The 22,241-nt window shown below is 41.7% G+C and carries 15 protein-coding genes, 2 tRNA genes and 3 rRNA genes; 13 read left to right on the top strand and 7 right to left on the bottom strand.

Annotated features, from left to right (window positions below):
• Nucleotides 1–186: 186 nt before the first annotated feature.
• Nucleotides 187–690 (bottom strand): hypothetical protein, encoded by a 504-nt coding sequence (locus F994_RS12610; protein WP_004650882.1) that lies wholly within the window; start codon nucleotides 688–690, stop codon nucleotides 187–189.
• Nucleotides 691–891: 201 nt separating this feature from the next.
• Between F994_RS12610 and F994_RS12605 the strand changes: the two genes are divergently transcribed.
• Nucleotides 892–1,962 carry an alpha/beta hydrolase gene (locus F994_RS12605; RefSeq protein WP_004650881.1) on the top strand — a complete coding sequence of 357 codons (1,071 nt, stop codon included), beginning with the start codon at nucleotides 892–894 and terminating at the stop codon, nucleotides 1,960–1,962.
• A gap of 55 nt (nucleotides 1,963–2,017) precedes the next feature.
• On the opposite strand, the gene F994_RS12600 is transcribed toward F994_RS12605, so the two are convergent.
• Nucleotides 2,018–2,686 (bottom strand): acetoacetate decarboxylase family protein, encoded by a 669-nt coding sequence (locus F994_RS12600; RefSeq protein ID WP_004650880.1) that lies wholly within the window; start codon nucleotides 2,684–2,686, stop codon nucleotides 2,018–2,020.
• A gap of 101 nt (nucleotides 2,687–2,787) precedes the next feature.
• Here F994_RS12600 and F994_RS12595 point away from each other — a divergent pair, with 101 nt between their 5' ends.
• From F994_RS12595 to F994_RS12550, 10 genes are all read left to right on the top strand, one after another.
• Entirely contained in the window at nucleotides 2,788–3,357 is a 570-nt protein-coding gene (locus F994_RS12595) for a peptidylprolyl isomerase A (RefSeq protein ID WP_004650879.1), read from the top strand.
• Nucleotides 3,358–3,788: 431 nt separating this feature from the next.
• Nucleotides 3,789–5,326: ribosomal RNA gene (locus F994_RS12590) — 16S ribosomal RNA — on the top strand.
• 61 nt (nucleotides 5,327–5,387) lie between these two features.
• A tRNA-Ile gene (locus F994_RS12585) sits at nucleotides 5,388–5,464 on the top strand.
• A 71-nt stretch (nucleotides 5,465–5,535) separates the two neighbouring features.
• Nucleotides 5,536–5,611 (top strand) — tRNA-Ala (locus F994_RS12580).
• A gap of 361 nt (nucleotides 5,612–5,972) precedes the next feature.
• A 23S ribosomal RNA gene (locus F994_RS12575) occupies nucleotides 5,973–8,870 on the top strand.
• A 180-nt stretch (nucleotides 8,871–9,050) separates the two neighbouring features.
• Nucleotides 9,051–9,165, top strand: a 5S ribosomal RNA gene (rrf, locus tag F994_RS12570).
• The 16S, 23S and 5S rRNA genes sit together here with 2 tRNA genes alongside, the layout of an rRNA operon.
• A gap of 593 nt (nucleotides 9,166–9,758) precedes the next feature.
• Nucleotides 9,759–11,108 (top strand): aromatic acid/H+ symport family MFS transporter, encoded by a 1,350-nt coding sequence (locus F994_RS12565; RefSeq protein WP_004650878.1) that lies wholly within the window; start codon nucleotides 9,759–9,761, stop codon nucleotides 11,106–11,108.
• Nucleotides 11,109–11,578: 470 nt separating this feature from the next.
• Complete coding sequence (locus F994_RS12560) at nucleotides 11,579–11,932, top strand: hypothetical protein (RefSeq protein ID WP_004650877.1); 354 nt, start codon at nucleotides 11,579–11,581, stop codon at nucleotides 11,930–11,932.
• A 156-nt stretch (nucleotides 11,933–12,088) separates the two neighbouring features.
• Complete coding sequence (locus tag F994_RS12555; protein ID WP_004650876.1) at nucleotides 12,089–12,412, top strand: ankyrin repeat domain-containing protein; 324 nt, start codon at nucleotides 12,089–12,091, stop codon at nucleotides 12,410–12,412.
• Between the two features lie 344 nt (nucleotides 12,413–12,756).
• Entirely contained in the window at nucleotides 12,757–13,938 is a 1,182-nt protein-coding gene (locus F994_RS12550; RefSeq protein WP_004650875.1) for a PQQ-dependent sugar dehydrogenase, read from the top strand.
• 484 nt (nucleotides 13,939–14,422) lie between these two features.
• On the opposite strand, the gene F994_RS12545 is transcribed toward F994_RS12550, so the two are convergent.
• The gene (locus F994_RS12545) at nucleotides 14,423–14,965 is read right to left on the bottom strand and encodes an NADPH-dependent FMN reductase (protein ID WP_004650874.1); all 543 of its coding nucleotides are present in this window, start codon (nucleotides 14,963–14,965) and stop codon (nucleotides 14,423–14,425) included.
• Nucleotides 14,966–15,077: 112 nt separating this feature from the next.
• On the opposite strand from F994_RS12545, the gene F994_RS17245 reads away from it, so the two are divergent.
• A protein-coding gene (locus F994_RS17245; RefSeq protein ID WP_407636529.1) for an IS5 family transposase occupies nucleotides 15,078–15,829 on the top strand; the annotation gives its coding sequence in 2 pieces (ribosomal slippage) (nucleotides 15,078–15,312 and nucleotides 15,312–15,829; 753 coding nt in all).
• A gap of 116 nt (nucleotides 15,830–15,945) precedes the next feature.
• Here the strand turns inward: F994_RS17245 and F994_RS12535 are convergent.
• From F994_RS12535 to ribF, 4 genes are all read right to left on the bottom strand, one after another.
• Nucleotides 15,946–16,428: an FKBP-type peptidyl-prolyl cis-trans isomerase gene (locus tag F994_RS12535; RefSeq protein WP_004650872.1), complete on the bottom strand. Its 483-nt coding sequence runs from the start codon at nucleotides 16,426–16,428 to the stop codon at nucleotides 15,946–15,948.
• On the bottom strand, nucleotides 16,421–16,963 hold the full coding sequence (gene lspA, locus F994_RS12530; protein WP_004650871.1) for a signal peptidase II: 543 nt from the start codon (nucleotides 16,961–16,963) through the stop codon (nucleotides 16,421–16,423). The genes F994_RS12535 and lspA overlap by 8 nt, the downstream gene beginning before the upstream one ends.
• Entirely contained in the window at nucleotides 16,956–19,802 is a 2,847-nt protein-coding gene (ileS, locus tag F994_RS12525) for an isoleucine--tRNA ligase (RefSeq protein ID WP_004650870.1), read from the bottom strand. The genes lspA and ileS overlap by 8 nt, the downstream gene beginning before the upstream one ends.
• 63 nt (nucleotides 19,803–19,865) lie before the next feature.
• Nucleotides 19,866–20,867 (bottom strand): riboflavin biosynthesis protein RibF, encoded by a 1,002-nt coding sequence (gene ribF / locus F994_RS12520; protein WP_034697181.1) that lies wholly within the window; start codon nucleotides 20,865–20,867, stop codon nucleotides 19,866–19,868.
• A 206-nt stretch (nucleotides 20,868–21,073) separates the two neighbouring features.
• Between ribF and F994_RS12515 the strand changes: the two genes are divergently transcribed.
• Nucleotides 21,074–22,204 carry a TDT family transporter gene (locus tag F994_RS12515; RefSeq protein WP_004650868.1) on the top strand — a complete coding sequence of 377 codons (1,131 nt, stop codon included), beginning with the start codon at nucleotides 21,074–21,076 and terminating at the stop codon, nucleotides 22,202–22,204.
• The last annotated feature ends 37 nt before the right edge of the window (nucleotides 22,205–22,241 follow it).

The following is a 22,241-nucleotide window of genomic DNA, read 5'->3' as shown; positions in this document are numbered from 1 at the left end:
TAAAAAATGCGCTTTGAGTTCATCGCGGTCAATATTATTGCGCTTACTGTTTATGAAACTTTAGCTCTGAAACAGATGGTTGCATCTTGGTGAACAATAGAAAGTTTGAAATTTTATGATTGTTATTTATTTTAATGCATAAAAAAATGCCCAGTAAAAAGGGCATGTGGCGTAAATGAAGGGGTTTTAATCATCGCGACGATGACGTTGCTGTTTGTCATGATCTCGACGAGGTTCATCCCAACGGTTTTTTTGAGATTGATCTTGCTGATGTATTTTTTGACGATCGTTCAGCGTTGGTTTTTCACGTTGTTGCTCTAATCGTTGGCGTTCACGTTGCTTAGCATCCCAACCGGATGAATTCGGTTGATTCTGTTCAGTGTACTTACGCTGTTCAGGTTTTTTGCGATCCCAATCAGACTGTTTTTGACGCTTCTGTTCCCATTGCCGATGTTCAAGTTCGCGCTTTTGACGCTCTAGCTCTAAACGGTTTTGTCGTTGTTGATATTCCCAATGTTGACGATTACGCTCGCGATCATAGCGATAGTCATAATCTCGATCATAGTTATAATCTCGGTTGGAGCGATGGTCATAACGTCCATCGTAATAACCATCATTTTCAGGGAATGCTACGCAACCTACAGCTAAAAATGTGGTTGCTAAAGCCAGTAGCATGAGTTTTTTAGTCATAGCCTATATCCTTCTTTTCAAGGAGTAGCAAAAACACTCCGAAATATACGTGGAAATTGTCAATGACAAGGTATAAAAAGAAGATTAGCGTATGAATGGTTTTACTGTGTATATAGATGATTAGACTTCTATAAGATTATGGTCATTGATAAGCGGATCATGTAGAAAATATGAAGAATATAAAAAAAGGAAGGTGCATGAATGGTTGCTTTTAATCAAACGCTACAGACGATCATCGAAAAAGGACAAGGCATCGCAGCACGCACTTTAGATCGCTTGCCGAGCCTTGCGCAAGAATCTTTGGTTAAAGTTTTAGGTTATCCCTATCAATATCCTGAGCTTGATCCATTAATTAAATGCATGATGGCTGTACAGTTAAAACAAGGCAATCGTGGTTTTATTGGTGCAGATGTAATTCGTGCCCGTAAATCTTTTGACCTGCAAATGCAGTCGATTAAGAGCAAACCAACCCCTGTGAAGCAAGTCGAAGATATACGTTTGCCTTTACACAGCGGCACGATCTTCGCGCGACATTATCATCCTGCTCCGAGTAAAAAACTTCCTATGATTGTGTTTTATCATGGCGGTGGTTTTGTCGTGGGAGGGCTGGAGAGTCATGATGAAGTGTGTCGTTTACTTGCTGTGTATGCGAAAGTACAAGTTTTGAGTGTTGACTATCCTTTAGCACCAGAAACCAGCCCAATGAAATTAATTCAAACCTGTGAAGATGCATTGGCATGGGTCTATCAAAATAGAAAACAATTTAAAATTTTAAAAAATAGAATTTCAGTGGCAGGGGATAGTGCAGGAGGCAATATTAGTGCTGTCGTTGCACAGCGTAGTGCTCATAAAGTATATGCACCGCAAGCCCAATTGTTACTCTATCCCGTTGTTGATTTTAAAAGTCGTCATCCATCGTTTTATGCTTATAAAGACGGTTTACTTCTGACTGGAGAGGATATGGATTTTGTGACGCACTATTATGCAGAGCAACATCAAGTCGAATTAGATGATCCGATTATTTCTCCCACCTATGGCAAACACGATAAATTGCCACCTGCATATGTGATTACAGCGGGTCATGATGTCTTACATGATGAAGGTGAAATTTACGCATATAAACTACGGCATCGTGGCGTGAAAGTGCATTACCAAGAATATAATGACCAACCGCATGGTTTCGTCAATCTCACCCCAATTTCTTCTCGCGCTAAAAAGCATTTTATTGAAATTAGTAAGAACTATAGAAATTTTTGGGATAAACACGCTTAAGCTTTTTTCTTAATGGGTGTAGCTATATGAAAGGTGTTTCACGTGAAACACCTTTTTATTTTTTCCCAATTTTAGCTTTGGGTAGAGTCAGTTGAAATTCGGGTACATAAAAACTGTGTAAGTACTTCGCTTGAGAAAAATCAGGAAAGATGTCGAGCGTATTTTTCCATGCTGCTTGTTTGAGTTTACATAGCTTGCCGCGAAATTGCGGACTGAATTGATAATGTAAACCTTGCCATGTTTGTTGGATGTTTAACAATCGTGTCGGTAAATGATGGCTATTCATATAAAAAGTTTGGCTATGTTTGTACTTATATAGACATAAGCTCATTTCTTGTTGTTCAAATGAAATGGTGCAATACACCACATCATCTTTGATTACCCATTCAAATTGGGCAAGTTGTTTTGGAATGCCCCAAAAATGTTGACCATGAACAACAGAGGTTTCAGTCGAAACATAAATTTTGGCAATCGAAGATAAGCGCCTTTTACTGATTAATGGGTGGTCTAAAAGGAGCAATTCATCATATGGGCCAACAGGGGACTCATGATAACGAACCAATATGACCTGTACCACTCGACCAATCGGAGAGGGTGCAATATGAAAAGCATGATTGTGTTTAATAAAGTTTGGCGTTAACCAATAATTCAAAATAAAAGCATCACCCTGTAAATGCCAAGGCGGATCATGATGAAAAGCCACTGTACTTAATGCTTCATTCATTGTAATTCTCATTTATCCCAAAAAGAGATACTGTTTTATTTATATTGAAAGATTAATATATAGTCATTCACAATGACAACTTGAAATAGAAGAGTAAAGAAATGTTAAAACAAACCTTATTCGCTGTAGGTGCTGTATGTATAAGTTTACAAGCGATGGCTGCAAATAGCATTGTAGAAATGAAAACCTCAATGGGAAATATTGAAATAGAGCTCTTTAATGACAAAGCACCTATTTCAGCAAAAAACTTTGAAGGCTATATAAAAGATAACTTCTATAACGGCACCATTTTTCACCGCGTTATTCCAGGCTTTATGATTCAGGGCGGTGGCATGGATGCCAACATGACAGAAAAACAAACCAAAGCTCCCATCCAAAATGAATCTTATAATGGCTTGAAAAATACACGTGGCACTTTAGCGATGGCACGTACCAACAATCCTAATTCAGCCAGTAGCCAATTTTTCATTAATACCGTAGATAACGACTTCTTAAATAAAAGTCAGATGAATGCAGGTTATGCCGTGTTTGGTAAAGTGACCAAAGGTATGGATGTGGTCGATAAAATTACCAAAGTTCCAACGGCAAACTTCGGTATGCACCAAAATGTACCGCAACAGGCCGTAAAGATTGTGAGTGTGAGCATTAAACCAGCAGTGGTGAAAAATTAATAAAAAAATAAAGCAGAAATATTTTAGTCATATTTTTGCTTTAAAATTATGTATTTATGTTTAAATTTGGGTGAAAATGAACCAAAATAGTGCATAAAAATACAACACTCGATAAAACAGTCAGTTAAAAGCGCTTGCTTGTGTACGAAATTGCCCTATACTGTGCTCATCCCGACGAGATAGCCGGAAACAAACGAAGCATGAAGTGCTGAGATGTTAAGGGTTGTTAAGTTGAGCTACTTAATTACTGACGAAGTATTAAGAAGATCATTAAGAGATTATGAAGAACAACTTGTGTGGATTTTTACTGGTTGATTGATCGAAATTATTTTCATTGATTGATGGTAGAAATTACTCGAAGTTTATTTGAGAAATATTTGTCAGAAAATTGATGAGCCAAGATTGGTAGCCTTTAAGCTACTACTGATTTTAAACTGAAGAGTTTGATCATGGCTCAGATTGAACGCTGGCGGCAGGCTTAACACATGCAAGTCGAGCGGAGATGAGGTGCTTGCACCTTATCTTAGCGGCGGACGGGTGAGTAATGCTTAGGAATCTGCCTATTAGTGGGGGACAACATTTCGAAAGGAATGCTAATACCGCATACGCCCTACGGGGGAAAGCAGGGGATCTTCGGACCTTGCGCTAATAGATGAGCCTAAGTCGGATTAGCTAGTTGGTGGGGTAAAGGCCTACCAAGGCGACGATCTGTAGCGGGTCTGAGAGGATGATCCGCCACACTGGGACTGAGACACGGCCCAGACTCCTACGGGAGGCAGCAGTGGGGAATATTGGACAATGGGGGGAACCCTGATCCAGCCATGCCGCGTGTGTGAAGAAGGCCTTTTGGTTGTAAAGCACTTTAAGCGAGGAGGAGGAGCTCTAGACTAATACTCTAGATGCTTGGACGTTACTCGCAGAATAAGCACCGGCTAACTCTGTGCCAGCAGCCGCGGTAATACAGAGGGTGCAAGCGTTAATCGGATTTACTGGGCGTAAAGCGTGCGTAGGTGGTCTTTTAAGTCGGATGTGAAATCCCTGAGCTTAACTTAGGAATTGCATTCGATACTGGGAGACTAGAGTATGGGAGAGGATGGTAGAATTCCAGGTGTAGCGGTGAAATGCGTAGAGATCTGGAGGAATACCGATGGCGAAGGCAGCCATCTGGCCTAATACTGACACTGAGGTACGAAAGCATGGGGAGCAAACAGGATTAGATACCCTGGTAGTCCATGCCGTAAACGATGTCTACTAGCCGTTGGGGCCTTTGAGGCTTTAGTGGCGCAGCTAACGCGATAAGTAGACCGCCTGGGGAGTACGGTCGCAAGACTAAAACTCAAATGAATTGACGGGGGCCCGCACAAGCGGTGGAGCATGTGGTTTAATTCGATGCAACGCGAAGAACCTTACCTGGTCTTGACATAGTAAGAACTTTCCAGAGATGGATTGGTGCCTTCGGGAGCTTACATACAGGTGCTGCATGGCTGTCGTCAGCTCGTGTCGTGAGATGTTGGGTTAAGTCCCGCAACGAGCGCAACCCTTTTCCTTATTTGCCAGCGGGTTAAGCCGGGAACTTTAAGGATACTGCCAGTGACAAACTGGAGGAAGGCGGGGACGACGTCAAGTCATCATGGCCCTTACGACCAGGGCTACACACGTGCTACAATGGTCGGTACAAAGGGTTGCTACCTAGCGATAGGATGCTAATCTCAAAAAGCCGATCGTAGTCCGGATTGGAGTCTGCAACTCGACTCCATGAAGTCGGAATCGCTAGTAATCGCGGATCAGAATGCCGCGGTGAATACGTTCCCGGGCCTTGTACACACCGCCCGTCACACCATGGGAGTTTGTTGCACCAGAAGTAGGTAGTCTAACCGTAAGGAGGACGCTTACCACGGTGTGGCCGATGACTGGGGTGAAGTCGTAACAAGGTAGCCGTAGGGGAACCTGCGGCTGGATCACCTCCTTAACGAAAGATTGACGATCGGTAAGAATCCACAACAAGTTGTTCTTCATGAAGATGTATCTGAGGGTCTGTAGCTCAGTTGGTTAGAGCACACGCTTGATAAGCGTGGGGTCACAAGTTCAAATCTTGTCAGACCCACCAATCTAACGAACGAAGATGAAGAAATTCATTGAGAGACAGAGAAGAAGATATATCGAATCTAATGATAAGCTGGGGACTTAGCTTAGTTGGTAGAGCGCCTGCTTTGCACGCAGGAGGTCAACGGTTCGACTCCGTTAGTCTCCACCATATATAAAGCTAGGTGATTACAGAATTTAGTGAATATAAAAACTTAATTAAGTTTTTAGTTTATTAAATTCTGTGATTTATCACAGTTACCTACGATCTGACGAAGACGTAGTTAATCATTAACAGATTATAAATTTGAGTTGAAATAAATTGTTTAAACTCAGAACTGAATTGACATTAATTTGTATCACGCAAGTGTTACGAAGAAATGAAAATAAAGAACTGAGCACTAGCGATTAACTGAATCAAGCGTTTTGGAAAACGAACTAGATTGAAGCTGTACTGTGGTTAAATCCACAAAACTCGAAGCAAGGTCATCAACATTAACTTGTAGTGTTGAAACGACTGTTTGGGGTTGTATAGTCAAGTAATTAAGTGCATGTGGTGGATGCCTTGGCAGTCAGAGGCGATGAAAGACGTAATAGCCTGCGAAAAGCTCCGGGGAGGCGGCAAATATCCTGTGATCCGGAGATTTCTGAATGGGGAAACCCACTTACCATAAGGTAGGTATCGCATGATGAATACATAGTCATGCGAAGCGAACGAGGGGAAGTGAAACATCTCAGTACCCTTAGGAAAAGAAATCAATTGAGATTCCCTTAGTAGCGGCGAGCGAACGGGGAAAAGCCCATTAAGTTATCTAAGTTCTAGTGGAATGCTCTGGGAAGTGCAACCATAGTGGGTGATAGTCCTGTACACGAAAGGGCTTAGATAATGATGTCGAGTAGGGCGAGGCACGTGAAACCTTGTCTGAATATGGGGGGACCATCCTCCAAGGCTAAATACTCCTGACTGACCGATAGTGAACCAGTACCGTGAGGGAAAGGCGAAAAGAACCCCTGTGAGGGGAGTGAAATAGATCCTGAAACCGCATGCATACAAGCAGTGGGAGCCGGCATTGCGTCCGGTGACTGCGTACCTTTTGTATAATGGGTCAGCGACTTATATTCAGTAGCGAGGTTAACCGAATAGGGGAGCCGTAGAGAAATCGAGTCTTAATAGGGCGAATTAGTTGCTGGGTATAGACCCGAAACCAGGTGATCTATCCATGAGCAGGTTGAAGGTTGGGTAACACTAACTGGAGGACCGAACCCACTGTCGTTGAAAAGCCAGGGGATGACTTGTGGATAGGGGTGAAAGGCTAATCAAACTTGGTGATAGCTGGTTCTCCCCGAAAGCTATTTAGGTAGCGCCTCGGACGAATACCATTGGGGGTAGAGCACTGTTTCGGCTAGGGGGTCATCCCGACTTACCAAACCGATGCAAACTCCGAATACCAATGAGTACTATCCGGGAGACAGACTGCGGGTGCTAACGTCCGTAGTCAAGAGGAAAACAATCCAGACCGCCAGCTAAGGCCCCAAAATTATAGTTAAGTGGGAAACGATGTGGGAAGGCATAGACAGCTAGGAGGTTGGCTTAGAAGCAGCCACCCTTTAAAGAAAGCGTAATAGCTCACTAGTCGAGTCGGCCTGCGCGGAAGATGTAACGGGGCTAAAACTATATGCCGAAGCTGCGGATTTGCAATTTATTGCAAGTGGTAGGGGAGCGTTCTGTAAGCCGATGAAGGTGGATTGAGAAGTCTGCTGGAGGTATCAGAAGTGCGAATGCTGACGTGAGTAACGACAATGCGAGTGAAAAACTCGCACGCTGAAAGACCAAGGGTTCCAGTCCAACGTTAATCGGGGCTGGGTGAGTCGACCCCTAAGGCGAGGCCGAGAGGCGTAGTCGATGGGAAATTGGTTAATATTCCAATACTTCTGTGTAATGCGATGAGAGGACGGAGAAGGTTAAGTCAGCCTGGCGTTGGTTGTCCAGGTGAAAGGTTGTAGGCATGTATCTTAGGCAAATCCGGGGTACTCTATGCTGAGAACTGATAGCAAGCTGTACTTGTACAGTGAAGTGGCTGATACCATGCTTCCAGGAAAAGTCTCTAAGCTTCAGTTACACAGGAATCGTACCCGAAACCGACACAGGTGGTCAGGTCGAGTAGACCAAAGCGCTTGAGAGAACTCTGCTGAAGGAACTAGGCAAAATGGTACCGTAACTTCGGGAGAAGGTACGCTGCCGACGGTGATGGGATTTACTCCCTGAGCGGTTGGCAGCCACAGAAACCAGGCCCCTGCAACTGTTTATTAAAAACATAGCACTCTGCAAACACGAAAGTGGACGTATAGGGTGTGATGCCTGCCCGGTGCTGGAAGGTTAATTGATGGGGTTAGCGTAAGCGAAGCTCTTGATCGAAGCCCCAGTAAACGGCGGCCGTAACTATAACGGTCCTAAGGTAGCGAAATTCCTTGTCGGGTAAGTTCCGACCTGCACGAATGGCATAATGATGGGGGCGCTGTCTCCAGCAGAGACTCAGTGAAATCGAATTCGCCGTGAAGATGCGGTGTACCCGCGGCTAGACGGAAAGACCCCGTGAACCTTTACTGCAGCTTGACATTGAACTTTGATCTTACTTGTGTAGGATAGGTGGGAGGCTTTGAAACTCGGACGCTAGTTCGAGTGGAGCCAATCTTGAAATACCACCCTGGTAATATTGAGGTTCTAACTCTGCTCCATTATCTGGAGCGAGGACCATGTCTGGTGGGTAGTTTGACTGGGGCGGTCTCCTCCTAAAGAGTAACGGAGGAGTACGAAGGTGCGCTCAGCGTGGTCGGAAATCACGCGTAGAGTATAAAGGCAAAAGCGCGCTTAACTGCGAGACCCACAAGTCGAGCAGGTACGAAAGTAGGTCTTAGTGATCCGGTGGTTCTGTATGGAAGGGCCATCGCTCAACGGATAAAAGGTACTCTGGGGATAACAGGCTGATACCGCCCAAGAGTTCATATCGACGGCGGTGTTTGGCACCTCGATGTCGGCTCATCTCATCCTGGGGCTGAAGCAGGTCCCAAGGGTATGGCTGTTCGCCATTTAAAGAGGTACGCGAGCTGGGTTTAGAACGTCGTGAGACAGTTCGGTCCCTATCTACCGTGGGCGTTGGAAATTTGAGAGGATCTGCTCCTAGTACGAGAGGACCAGAGTGGACGAACCTCTGGTGTACCGGTTGTGACGCCAGTCGCATCGCCGGGTAGCTATGTTCGGAAGGGATAACCGCTGAAAGCATCTAAGCGGGAAGCCTACCTCAAGATAAGATTTCCCAAGGACTTTATGTCCTCTAAAGAGCCGTTGAAGACTACGACGTTGATAGGTTGGATGTGGAAGTGCAGTGATGCATGAAGCTGACCAATACTAATTGCTCGTGAGGCTTGACTATACAACACCCAAACAGTTGTATTGCTCATCTAATTCGATACAAAATACTTGATTTAGTTTAAAAGCTAGTTACAATACCAACTCAAATTTAGCATAATCTGTTAATAACTCATTTGGTACAAAGTAAGGCATACGAAATAAACAGCGTAAATAAGACCCGAAAAAGTCCATAAACAGTTGTGCTGGCGACAATAGCAAGAGTGAACCACCTGATCCCTTCCCGAACTCAGAAGTGAAACCTCTTCGCGCTGATGGTAGTGTGGGGTTACCCATGTGAGAGTAAGTCATCGCCAGCTCATTATTACTAAAAACACCCCAACCTAAAAAGTTGGGGTGTTTTTTTATGCGGGGGGAAAATTAAATAAGTAAAAGTAGCCGCATTTAAACGGTTTAGATAAAAATAGCTAACTGTATGAAATGGATAGGCGCTGGATTTTGGCTTTTATTTATTTAAATGATCTAGATTCAATTCCTTGTACTGAAGCAGCTGATTTAGATCAAACCAATAATTTGAAAATAGAGATAAATCATTTCAATCTTCTACCTTTATTTTTAAGGATAAGCAATAAAATTAGAGAGAAAGATTTTTAAAGAATAATAAAGATTTCTTGGTGATGTGAGAGTGCATGTATAAAAAACTTAGAATAAATTGCTTCTTATTTAGCAGAAGTGGATAAAAGTAGAAAGATTACTGTCTAAAAATATGCATGAAATAAATATAGCTACAGCATAAAAATCATATATTTACAGATTTTTTAATATAGGTTTGCTGTTTTATCCCTAGGTCTAATTGTTCATAAAATTTGACTTGCGTATATTGCGCAAAAATTGAATTTTACTTAAAAATTCATGTGAAATTTTTAACAAGTACTCATGGGAGATGAGAACGATGACAACAGAAAACTTAGATATTAATTCTGTAGTCGATAAAGCGAAATTTACCCCGTTCCACTTCAATGTCGTGGCTTGGTGCTTATTGATTATTTTATTTGATGGCTATGATTTAGCGATTAATGGTGTGGTGTTGCCGCTTTTAATGCAAGATTGGGGCTTAAGCGCTGTACAAGCTGGAATGCTTGCGAGTACAGCATTGGCTGGCATGATGTTTGGTGCAATGTTCTTTGGCTCTTTAGCAGACAAGATTGGCCGTAAAAAGGTCATTATGATTTGTATTGTGCTATTCAGCGGTTTGACCTTTGCTGGTGGTTTTGCATCTAACCCGACTGAATTCGGTATTTTACGCTTTTTAGCCGGTTTAGGCATTGGCGGTGTAATGCCAAACCTTGTTGCCTTAACTTCCGAATATGCACCCCAAAAGATGCGTAGTACGCTGGTGACCACAATGTTCAGTGGTTATGCGGTAGGTGGTGTTATGGCTGCATTATTGGGTTCATGGTTTACCCCTGATTTTGGTTGGCAAATCATGTTCTTTATTGCCGGGATCCCATTATTTTTATTGCCTGTGATCTGGAAATTTTTGCCTGAATCGCTCTCGTTTATTGTGAAACAGAACAAGCAGACCGAAGCGCATCGTATTGTACGTCGCTTGTCACCAAATACTAAGGTTACGGACCAAACCACATTTATTTTGCCACAGGAAAATGTCCCTGAAGCGGCAAACGTGGTGAGTTTATTCCGTCGTGGCCGTGCAACCAATACGCTCTTATTTTGGGTAGCATTTTTTACATGCTTACTGACCATGTATGCATTGAGCAGCTGGTTACCGAAGCTGATGATGGCCGCGGGCTACTCAATGGATAACAGCTTAATGTTCATGATGGTCATGAATGTAGGGGCGGTTGTGGGTATTGTTGGTGGGGGAATCCTGGCGGATCGTTTCCATTTAAAACCCGTGCTTATGTGCTTGGGAATGATGGGTGCGATTGTGATGAGCTTAATGGGCTTCCAGTCGAACCAGTTCCTGCTATACATTTTGGTGTTCTTGGCGGGTGCAGCTTCTATTGGTTCACAAATGCTACTGTATAGCTATGTCGCACAGTTTTATCCATTGGCGATACGTTCTACCGGTATTGGCTGGTCATCTGCTATTGGCCGTATGGGCGCGATTGTAGGACCAATTTTAATTGGTGGTTTGTTAGGCATGAATTTACCTGCTTACATTAACTTTATGGCAGTGGGTTTACCGGTTCTGATTACGGCAATTGCTGTAGCATTAATTATGCATGACGATGAGTCTGAAAAGATTGGCGCAAGTCAGCCAGCTGTTTCTAAAGCTTAAAACGTAAATTTAAAAGAAGCCTCCGTAAGGGTAATGCCAGTCAGTTAAGGGTTTTAAAAAATAAAGCCCTTAGCTTTTTAGTTATTCACGACGGAGTCTTATATTTTTAAATCATATACTTGGAGCTCATCTATTACTTTGGATAAGCCCAAAGTAATCAAAGGCACTTGTCATCCGCAAAACTCGTCAAATACCTTTTATTGATTAATTAATCACAGAAACCTTACTTTTTTAAAATAGTTTTGCCTCGAACAGTTGCGGATGACGTTTCCGCGTATCGAATAACATCATGTATTAAAAAAATAAAATGCCAGTCAATTTCTTAACTGACTGGCATTATTCCGTAAGGGGGCTTTTTTATTTTTAAAATCAAAATAATAGTATTCTATAAAGAGAATCTGTTTTATAAAAAGAGATATAAATTTTATGAGAATATAATTTTAGGTGCAATATTTTTAGCAAATTCCTTTGTGCATGCTCAAAAAATAAACAGCTATGAATGTGTAATAGAAGAAATATCTAATAGTTATGATGTGAGAAATTTAGAGACTTATTACATTGGTCGGACTTTCAATGTTGATCGTAGTACAGGAATCATGAGTGGAGCTTTGAAAAATGATTACGTTAATAAACCATTTATTATTGATCCAGGTTCTAAAGATAATGGTTTTAAAGTAATTAACTATTTAAAAATAGGAGAAGGATTAGGAAGCGGAAGTAATGTATATTCTCTTATTCTTGAAGAGTACCAAAGTAAACCTATCAAATCCTTTACTTATATGGATAATGCAATGGTATTTCGAGGTAATTGTAAAAATAAATAATAGATTTTGATTTTTCCTCAGGCTTTCTCTTCAAAAAATTAAATACATAGTTTTACCTTATTTTTCTATACATATTCATAGCTATAGTTTTTTATTAAGTAGAGCGCGTTAGAATTAGTTATCAATTATAGATGTTGAATAAATAGGATTACTCAGATGAACATCAACTCATTCTCCCCAATCCCTGAAGATGATGACGAGCTGCATCTTCCTGAACTGGTGTACTGGGCATCTTTAGGCGACATCGAACAAGTCGAGCAGGCGCTACAGGAAGGTCTGGACGTCAACTCTGCCGATGAAGAAGGTTATAGTGCCTTACATGCAGCAGCTGAAAATGATCATTTAGAGGTAGTGAAGCTATTAATTAGTAAAGGTGCAGATATTAATCATCGCAGTACTTATACAGCTTTAGAACTTGCTGAAATGGCAGGTAATCAAGAAATAGTGAGTTATCTAAAGAGCTTAAAAGGAATAGCTTAAATCACTTAAATGCAAAAAAGCCCTATCATGATGAGAGGGCTTTTTTGTATGCATTGCTTAGGTATAACTTCTGCTATACCTCACATCCTGATGTTCAAACTTATTATTATTGTTTTCATTTGGGAAACATCCTGTTTCCTAATGAGTTAAGAATAATAAAACTTTATTCATTGGTATATACGCAAAAAGCAGCAGCCTGTGTACGTTATTTCCTACACTATAATTTGTGTCGATTATGTAGGCTAAGATTACTGGGCTGTAGCAATTAACAATAAAAAATAGTGATTTTGAATAAATTACTTAGAATGACAATGATAGAAACTTGCATAAAAGTGGAAATCATAATGAAAATATTACGACTGAGTCTGCTTACTACGGTGACTTTAACCAGTTCTTTGATTTTAATGGCGTGTAATGCACAAAGTAATTCCTCTAAATTTGAGCAAAAAACAGCGGCTGAAATAGCCAAAACAACATCTGTCACTCGGATCAACCAAACTTATCAAGTTAAAACGATTGCACAGTTTAATGAGCCTTGGGCAATGGCAGCTTTAAAAGATGGTCGTGTACTGGTGACTGAGCGTAAAGGAAAATTAAAATTATTTAATCCAAAAACAAAACAACAGGTTGAAATTAAAGGACTACCTACAGTGGCTTATGGTGGACAAGGTGGTTTGGGGGATATTGTATTGCATCCTCAGTTTCAGCGTAACCATTGGCTTTATATTAGCTATGCTGAAGCGGGACAGGGTGGTTATGGTGCTGTGGTTGTACGCGGTGAGTTAGATTTGTCGGATGCTCAAAATCCACAGATGAAACATTTAAAGACCATTTGGACACAAGTGCCTAAAGTACAGGGGCAAGGACATTATTCGCATCGTATTTTATTTGGTGCAGATGGAAAGCTATGGCTGAGTTCAGGTGAAAGGCAGAAATTTGATCCTGCACAGGATATGAATTCTAATTTAGGCAAGATTTTACGTTTAAATGATGATGGTACAGCTGCGTCGGGTAATCCCTTTACAGACAGAGGTGAAATTGCCAAACAAGTCTGGTCATTGGGACATCGCAATCCATTGGGTATGGCATTTGATCATCAAGGTCAGCTTTGGAGCGTTGAAATGGGTCCTAAAGGTGGCGATGAACTCAATATTATTATCAAAGGTGAAAATTATGGTTATCCCGTGGTTTCGAATGGCGATCATTACGATGGTACAGACATACCGGATCATGATACTCGTGCAGAATTTAAAGCACCGGCAATCAGTTGGACACCTGTCATCTCTCCATCTAGTTTAATTTTTTATACAGGAAATCAATTTCCTGCATGGAAAAATAAAGCGCTGATTGGTGGTTTATCTTCTAAAGCGATTGTGATTGTGGATACTGAAATGAAGCCTGTGCTTGAAGTACAACGTTTAAAGATGCAGCAACGGATACGTGGTTTACTCGAAGTTGAGGATGGTTCAATTTGGGTACTTGAAGATGGGAAAAATGCCAGATTACTGCAATTAACCGCACAATAATTTGCTTTTAATAAGAGATCATAGTTGCTGTGTTTAATGCTTTAAAGAAGCCTTTCAACTTGCTAAAACAGATCGCAATGTTCATTTAGTGCTGAATCAAATCATCAATTTTCTGTTCCGTCAGATCAGATTAAAATTGTTTTAACAGGACGTACTTTAGAAAATGGGGGCATACGTGGAGGGCAAGCTGCCTGTGATCTTGATTTAGGATTTCAAATAAACCTTTAATTGGTAAATTCCGACTGTCCCAAGCATTCAATAAAAAAAGCCCCGACATCCTGTCGAGGCTTTTTCATATTCATTTAAAGGTATAACGCCTGTCGTACCGATCAGCTTCCTGCTGTTTATGCTTTATTGTTATTGTTTTATGCATTAGAGGCTTTCTGTCTCTGTATGTCTTTAATATAGCGTGATAAATGATGTGTGAAAAGCGGTGATTTTCTGCAACTGTTGTAAGCTAAAACTGACAACAGACTAAAAAACATCAGGCACTGACATATTGGATCAATTTATCCAAAACGGATGTCAGCTTTTTTTCATCAAATTCATTGGGTTCAAATTCTTCCGTTTTATTGCGTGAGAAGATGTCACGAATTTCAATCACTGCATTACTGTCGACTAAGCCCAATTGTGTGCCGACTTGACGAATTTGATCAATCGAACGTGATCCATTGGTTGCACCATAGCCAATATAGGCCGCGGGTTTACCTTGCCATTCTTTGCCTAAGTAATCTAAAGCATTTTTTAAGGCTGGACTGTAGCCATGATTATATTCAGGACTGATAAAAATAATGGCATCGGCTTGGGAAATTTTATCAGCCCACTCTTGTTGTTTGGGTTGGTCATAAATACCCGTGATAGGAGGGTGTGCTCCTGCAAAAATAGGCAGATCCCATTGTTTTAAATCGACCAGTTCGGTTTGAACGGTACTGAAATTTGCTTTTTCGATACTTCGTTGTACCCAACGTGCGACTTTAATCGCAATACGCCCTTCACGCACACTACCAACAATAATTTGAATTTTCATGCTGAACCTGTTTTTTTTATCTCGTTGCGCTCTAGGGCGTGTCCTCATTTGAAGAATGGATGTTAAAGACTTAAAATAATATTCCAAATTAGTTGTATTTCAATATTATTCAATGGCACGTACTCTTTTAACAGATAATATTTGGCAGCAAATCCAAGATACAATGCGATTACACGGTTGCTACTGTTCAAAGAATAGTAGAAATATCATGGAAGCTATCTTATGGAAACTACGTACAGGTGCGACATGGCGTGATATTCCTCAAGAATTTTGTCCTTGGCAAACTGCTTATAATCGTTTTAATCGTTGGGCAAGTAAGGGGTTGTGGAATAAATTTTTTTTAGATTACGTGGCGTCTTGGATCAAGAATGGGTATTCATTGACGGAAGCTACATACGCGTGCATCAGCATGCAAGTGGAGCTCGGAATGGTTTCGAAAGAGCAATTGGACAATCACGTGGTGGGCGAACAACAAAAATACATCTTGCAACCGACGCGAATGGATTACCGATTGATTTTAAAATCACTGGGGGTCAAGTCCACGATAGCCAAGTTGCAGAGCAATTGATAGAGACTGTAGAAAAAGCAGATTATTTAATTGCAGATAAGGGATATGATGCTGAGACCATCAGAATATTGATTAAAAATAAAAATATGATTCCAATTATTCCAATGAGATCAAATAGTAAAAGATTAAATAAAGAATTTGATAAATATCTATATCGATTAAGGCATTTAGTTGAGAATGCGTTTGCGAGGTTAAAACATTTTCGAGCGATTGCAACCCGATTTGATAAGCTTGCACGAAATTATCAGTCTATGATTTACATTGCTTGCATGTTTATTTGGTGTAAAGCCAAATGAGGACACGCCCTAAATTAATATGAATATGAAGGGCTGAATATGAGGGTTTTGTATTTTACCCAAGCTAAAAAAGCTCCCGAAGGAGCTTTTTTAATACTGTCTCAGCGAATGCTGAATTACATAATTTTTATACCTTGCTGACCCGCAGGCGTGACTTTGAAGATTTCCACTTCAAAAGTAATATCTTTGCCAGCAAGTGGATGATTGAAATCAATTTCAGTAATATCTTCACCGACTGATTTCACCACACCAAATAAGCTTTGTTTGGCTTTATCTTCAAATTCAATCATATGGCCGACAATTGGCGTTTGTTCGAATTTTACCGTATCAAATGTTTGAATATTTTCAGGGTTCCACGGACCAAAAGCATCTTCGGGTGGAAGGCTTACGGTACGACGGTCACCAGCACGTAAACCAAACAGTGCTTTTTCAAAGCCCGGCAGTAAGCTGCCATCGCCCATGACAAGGCTGACAGGTTCTTCACGGCTACGGGTATTGTCAATTTCTACGCCATTTTCAATAGCAACAGAAAAGTGAAGCTCTACTTTTGAGCCTTCAGCAATACGGGTTTCTTCATTGGGATTAATTATTTCAGTCATGTTGTTGCACTTCAGCACGTTGAATACGTTGTTTTTCGAGGAAAAACGTATCGATAAGCAGCAGAATTGTGCCTAAGGTAATGGCACTATCTGCAATATTAAAAGCAGGAAAATGGCTGTTGTTGTAGTACACATGAATAAAATCGACCACATAACCTAAAGAGACACGGTCAATTAAATTACCGATGGCACCACCCAAAATAAGGGCAATCGCCAGCGGTAAAATCACGATTTTTTTTGGCATACGCATGAGCCAAAATACAAAAATCACAGACACTAAACCTGCCAGTGAAGTAAAGAAATAACGTTGCCATCCACCTGCATCGGACAAGAAACTAAAAGCTGCGCCATAGTTATGTAGCAATGTCCAATTTAAAAAGGGCAGTACCGGCACAGGATCTGCATAATTCAGATGTGTCGTTGCAATCCATTTGGTCCATTGGTCGAGAATAATCGCGACAATGGATAAACCCACCCACACTAAATTGTGTAGGTAGAATTGGAATAAGCCCTTTTTCGGTTGTGGATTAGGCATATTTTCTCTCTTCGCCTTGACCTGTAGGAAGGTTGATAATACAACGAGAACACAGACCTGGATGTTCGTGATGTGTATTTACATCTGGAAGAACATGCCAGCAGCGCGCACATTTTTCACCTTCCGCAGCAGAGACTTTCACACGTAAGCCTTCAAGCTCAGTCGCTTCACCTTGTGCTTCATCAAATGCATTCACAATCACAGTTGAGGTAATCAGGACGAAACGAAGTTCATCATTTAACTGATCTAGTACTGTTTTGAGTTCCGCATTGGCCCAAAGTTCAACTTTGGCAGATAAGTTTGAACCAATCAATTTGGCATTACGTGCCGCTTCAATTTGCTTGTTCACTGCCGATTTAACCGCAATCATGGTTTGCCAATCGGCTTCTGAAATCAGGTTTGCAGTTGAAGCAACAGGAATGTCATACCATTCTGTGGTAAATACATATTTTTCGGTCTGACCCGGAATTAACGGCCAAGCTTCTTGCGCGGTAAAGGTCAAGATGGGTGCCATCCAACGGACAAAGGCTTGTACCAAGTGATACAGCGCAGTTTGTGCCGAATGACGCGCTTGAGAATCTGCTTTGGTGGTGTACTGACGGTCTTTGATAATGTCGAGGTAGAAACCACCCAAGTCATTAATACAGAAGTTGGTCAATGAACTGGCCACGATATGGAAATTCATATCTTCATAGGCTTGTTGAATGGTTTTTTGTACTTCAGCCGCACGTTGCAAGATGTATTGATCCAGCGCGATCAATTGATCTACTGGCAAGGCATCTGTTGCAGGGGTGAAACCATTTAGGTTTGCCAACAAGAAACGCAAGGTGTTACGAATACGACGGTAGCCGTCTGATGCACGGTTAAAGATTTCTTTACCTGCGGTCATTTCATAACGGTAGTCTGAAGATGCGATCCAGAAACGTAAGCCGTCTGCACCCATATCTTTAATGATGTCTTGTGGGGTGATCACGTTGCCGATTGACTTCGACATCTTACGACCTTTTTCATCCACCACGAAACCATGGGTCAAGAGCCCTTTATATGGCGCACGTTTGTTGATGGCAATTGATGTCAATAACGATGATTGGAACCAGCCACGGTGTTGGTCTGAACCCTCAAGGTACAAATCAGCAGGGTCGGTTAAGTCTTCACGTTCACGAAGCACGGCAAAATGCGTTGTACCCGAGTCAAACCAGACATCTAAGGTGTCACGCACCGCATTGTAGTGTTCCGCATCTGCACCGATGAAGTCTTTGGCTTCACGGTTATACCAACCGTCAATACCTTCTTGTTCGATCAGTTTTGCAACTTCTTCAATGAGTTCAGGCGTACGTGGATGAAGTTCATTGGTGTCTTTATGTACGAAGAATGGAATTGGCACACCCCAAGTCCGTTGACGTGAGATACACCAGTCTGGACGACCTTCAATCATTGATTGAATACGGTTTTTACCCCAATCTGGTACAAAGCTGATGTCATTTTCGATGGCATTGAGCGCATCTTGACGTAAGCCTTGATCATCCATGCTGATAAACCACTGTGGGGTTGCACGGAAGATAATTGGTGTTTTATGACGCCAGCAATGTGGGTAGCTGTGTTTAATCGCCACATGTGCCCAAAGTTTTCCAGCTTCACTGAGTGCCGCAATAATCTGTGGATTGGCTTTATAGATGTGTTCGCCTGCAAAAATGGGTGCAGTGGGTAAATATACCCCGTTACCACCGACAGGATTATCCACTTTTAAGTTGTACAGTAAGCCAACTTTATAATCGTCTACACCATGGCCGGGAGCCGTATGTACCGCACCTGTACCACTGCTTGCAATCACGTGTTCGCCTAAAATGACTGGAACCTGACGTTCAGTAATTAAAGGATGTTGTAATTGTAAATTCTCAAGTTTGCTACCGGCAAAATCAGCAATCACTTCAACAGTGGTAAAGCCGTAACGTTCAGTGGCAGACTCAACTAAATCTTTTGCCAAAATAAAGTTTTGTGCAGCTTTTTCATCACCACGTGCTTTAACAAGTTGATATTCAATGTCAGCATGCAGGGCAACCGCTTGGTTGGCTGGAATTGTCCAAGGCGTTGTTGTCCAGATCACAATGTCAGTTGAATCTTTAACTTCAACACCCAAACGCGCTGATAAATCGGCTAAATCAATAACGGTAAAACCGACGTCAATCGCATCTGATCTTTTATCTTCGTATTCAACTTCCGCTTCTGCCAGTGCAGAACCACAATCCAAACACCAGTTGACCGGTTTCAGACCCGGTTGGATATGACCTTGTTTTTGAATTGCGCCCAATGAACGCACAATGTCTGCTTCTTGTTTGAAGTTCATGGTTAAGTACGGATTGTCCCAATCACCGAACACACCCATACGCACAAAGTCTTTTTTCTGTAATTCGACTTGTGTGTAAGCATATTCGCGGCAAGCCTTACGGAAAGTAGATGCATCGACTTTTACGCCGACTTTACCGACTTTTTCTTCGACTTTCAGTTCAATTGGTAAACCGTGACAGTCCCAACCCGGAACATAGGGTGCATCAAAACCATCCATAATACGGCTTTTGATGATGATGTCTTTGAGGACTTTATTTACCGCATGACCGAGGTGAATTTGACCATTGGCGTATGGAGGGCCGTCATGAAGCACATATTTTTTCTTGCCAATACGCGATGCACGAATCTGCTGATAAATGTTGTCGGCATACCACTCTTCTAACCATTTTGCTTCACGTACTGCGAGATTTGCTTTCATTGCAAATTCAGTACCTGGGAGGTTTAGCGTGGCTTTATAATCCACTGCATTTTCAGGAGTTTGCTTATCGCTCATGCAAGTTGTCTTCCAATTTAATCAGGCTTAGGCTGACGCGTTTTACAGTAAAAAATTAGGGATTTAAAAGGGAAAATGCGGCGTGTTTTGTCGAAACTCAAGCAGTTTCTCAACATCATCATCAATTCCCGCTTTTAATGCTTCAAGCGAAGGGTAGTCCTTTTCACCATGTAAATAGTTTAAGAACGTCACCCGCATTAACAGGCCATACAGATTAGCAGAAACATCAGGAAAATGTACTTCTAATCGCCATTCAGGATGTTCCTGTTTGATGGCTGGCCGTGTACCAACATGTCCTGCACCAAACAGTGCAGTGGGGTCATAAGCTGCAATCCCGAGTTTTTCAGGATGCTCGGCTTGGACTTTATCTTTTAAAGATTCGGTTTCACATAATACTTCAACGCCGTAAATACCATTTAAACAGGGTTTATGACGGTTGAGACGCACATTGATGGTTGGGAAATTAATCGTCCGTCCAATTTGATCGCCATATTGCACTCGACCTGTGATGCTGTATGGACGACCCAATAATTGTGCGGCGAGTGTTAAATCACCGGCTTGTAAGGTTTGGCGAATACGGGTGGAACTGACCCGTTCACCCGCTTGTTCGACGGTATTTAGATTGGTGACGTGAAAGCCATAGTGACGAAGAAATTCGCTGTTGCCCTGACGGTTTTTGCCAAAGTGGAAGTCATCACCCAGTACTAGGCTGTGTGCATTGAGTTTTTGTTTGAGTATTTGTGCAAATTCTTCAGCACTTAAGCTACGGAAATAATTATCAAATTTTGCGATGGCAATATAGTCGACACCCAGTTCAGTCAGATATTCGACTTTTTCACGTAATGAGCTAATGCGGGGCGGTGCTTCATAGCCTTTAAAGAACTCTAAAGGTTGCGGTTCAAAAATCATCACCAAGGTTTTTAAATTTTGCGCTGCTGCGAGTTCTTTTAATTGTGCAATCATCGCCTGATGACCCAAATGCACACCGTCAAAATTACCAATGGTGACGGCAGTTTTTGGCAATTGAAAATTGGGCGCTAAAGCATTCAGGCGGAGCAGCTTCATGGGCGAATCAATAAATGAAAAATTATCAGGGCTATATATTGCCATAATCTTCAGCGTTCGTCTTGTTGTTGTGTTTTTACTCAAAAAAATTAATCAAAGATTGTGCTTGTTATCAATTAAATTGATTAATTGAATAAAAATAAATCAATTTTTCTTATTTTAAAAGGCTCGTAAAATGCAGATATAGCCTTTGATGAGCAACTGCGATGAAAAAGCCATTTTATCAACTTGAACAAATGCAAGATATTGTGCGCCAATTTACCCCCAATTGGTTTACTGCCAGCATGGGGACTGGTGTTGTGGCATTAATTCTAGCTGAACTGCCATTTGCCCACAGCATGATGGTGCAATTGGGGGCATCATTATGGCAACTGAATATTTTATTGTTTATAAGCTTTTGTCTTTTATATGGGTTACGTTGGCTGATTTATCCGACTGAAGCGAAACAGATTTTTTCTCATGCCAGTATGAGCTTGTTTTTGGGTGCCATTCCGATGGCACTGGCGACCATTATTAATGGCTTATTAAAGTTTGGCATTAGCCTATATGGGGATGGGGTGATTCAGCTGGCGCAGATGTTGTGGTATGTCGATATCTTGCTTGCGGTTGCCATTGCTTGGCTGGTGCCATTTTGTATGTTCAGTCGGCAGGAGCATCAATTACACAGTATGACAGCAGTCTGGCTATTGCCGATTGTGGCCTGTGAGGTTGCGGCAACCTCTGGTGGTTTGTTGTTGCCACACATTGCCGAAGGTCAACAAGCGGTGGGCATTTTGGTCGGCAGCTATGTGTTATGGGGCATTTCAGTATTGCCTGCCTTTGCAATTTTAACCATTTTAATGCTGCGCTTGGCACTGCATCAATTGCCAAGCAAAGAGTTGGCAATCACCAGTTGGTTGGCATTGGGCCCGATTGCGACAGGTGCATTGGCCTTGTTGGTACTGGGTGCACAAGCACCACAAGTATTGGCTGCTGTGAATCTGCAAAGTTTAGGCGTGTTTTGTCAGCAAGCGGGAATTGTGGCAAGCATGCTGTTACTAGGCTTTGCCGTATGGTGGTTGGGCATTGCCGTTTTAACCACATTAAAACATGCCAAAACAGATTTACCCTTTAACTTGGGATGGTGGGGGCTGACCTTTCCATTAGGCGTATTAACCCTTGCAGTGCTGAATTTGGGTCTACAGATTCAGGTCAGTTTTATCCAGTCGATTGCTTATGCTTTGGCCGTGATACTGGTGATGTTATGGCTGTTGGTGGTGAGTAAAACAGCACAAGGTTTTTACCGTGGCAATTTGTTCTTTTCACCGTGTTTAAAATGCTATTTGGAGCAGAGATAAAGTTTTTCTCTTTGCGGAAATAATAAATAAATCATCT

The sequence above is a fragment of the Acinetobacter bohemicus ANC 3994 genome (assembly GCF_000367925.1).
GTDB classification, from domain to species: domain Bacteria; phylum Pseudomonadota; class Gammaproteobacteria; order Pseudomonadales; family Moraxellaceae; genus Acinetobacter; species Acinetobacter bohemicus.
Note: the sequence above shows the minus strand (reverse complement) of the source record. Positions and strands in the feature narration are given on the sequence as shown.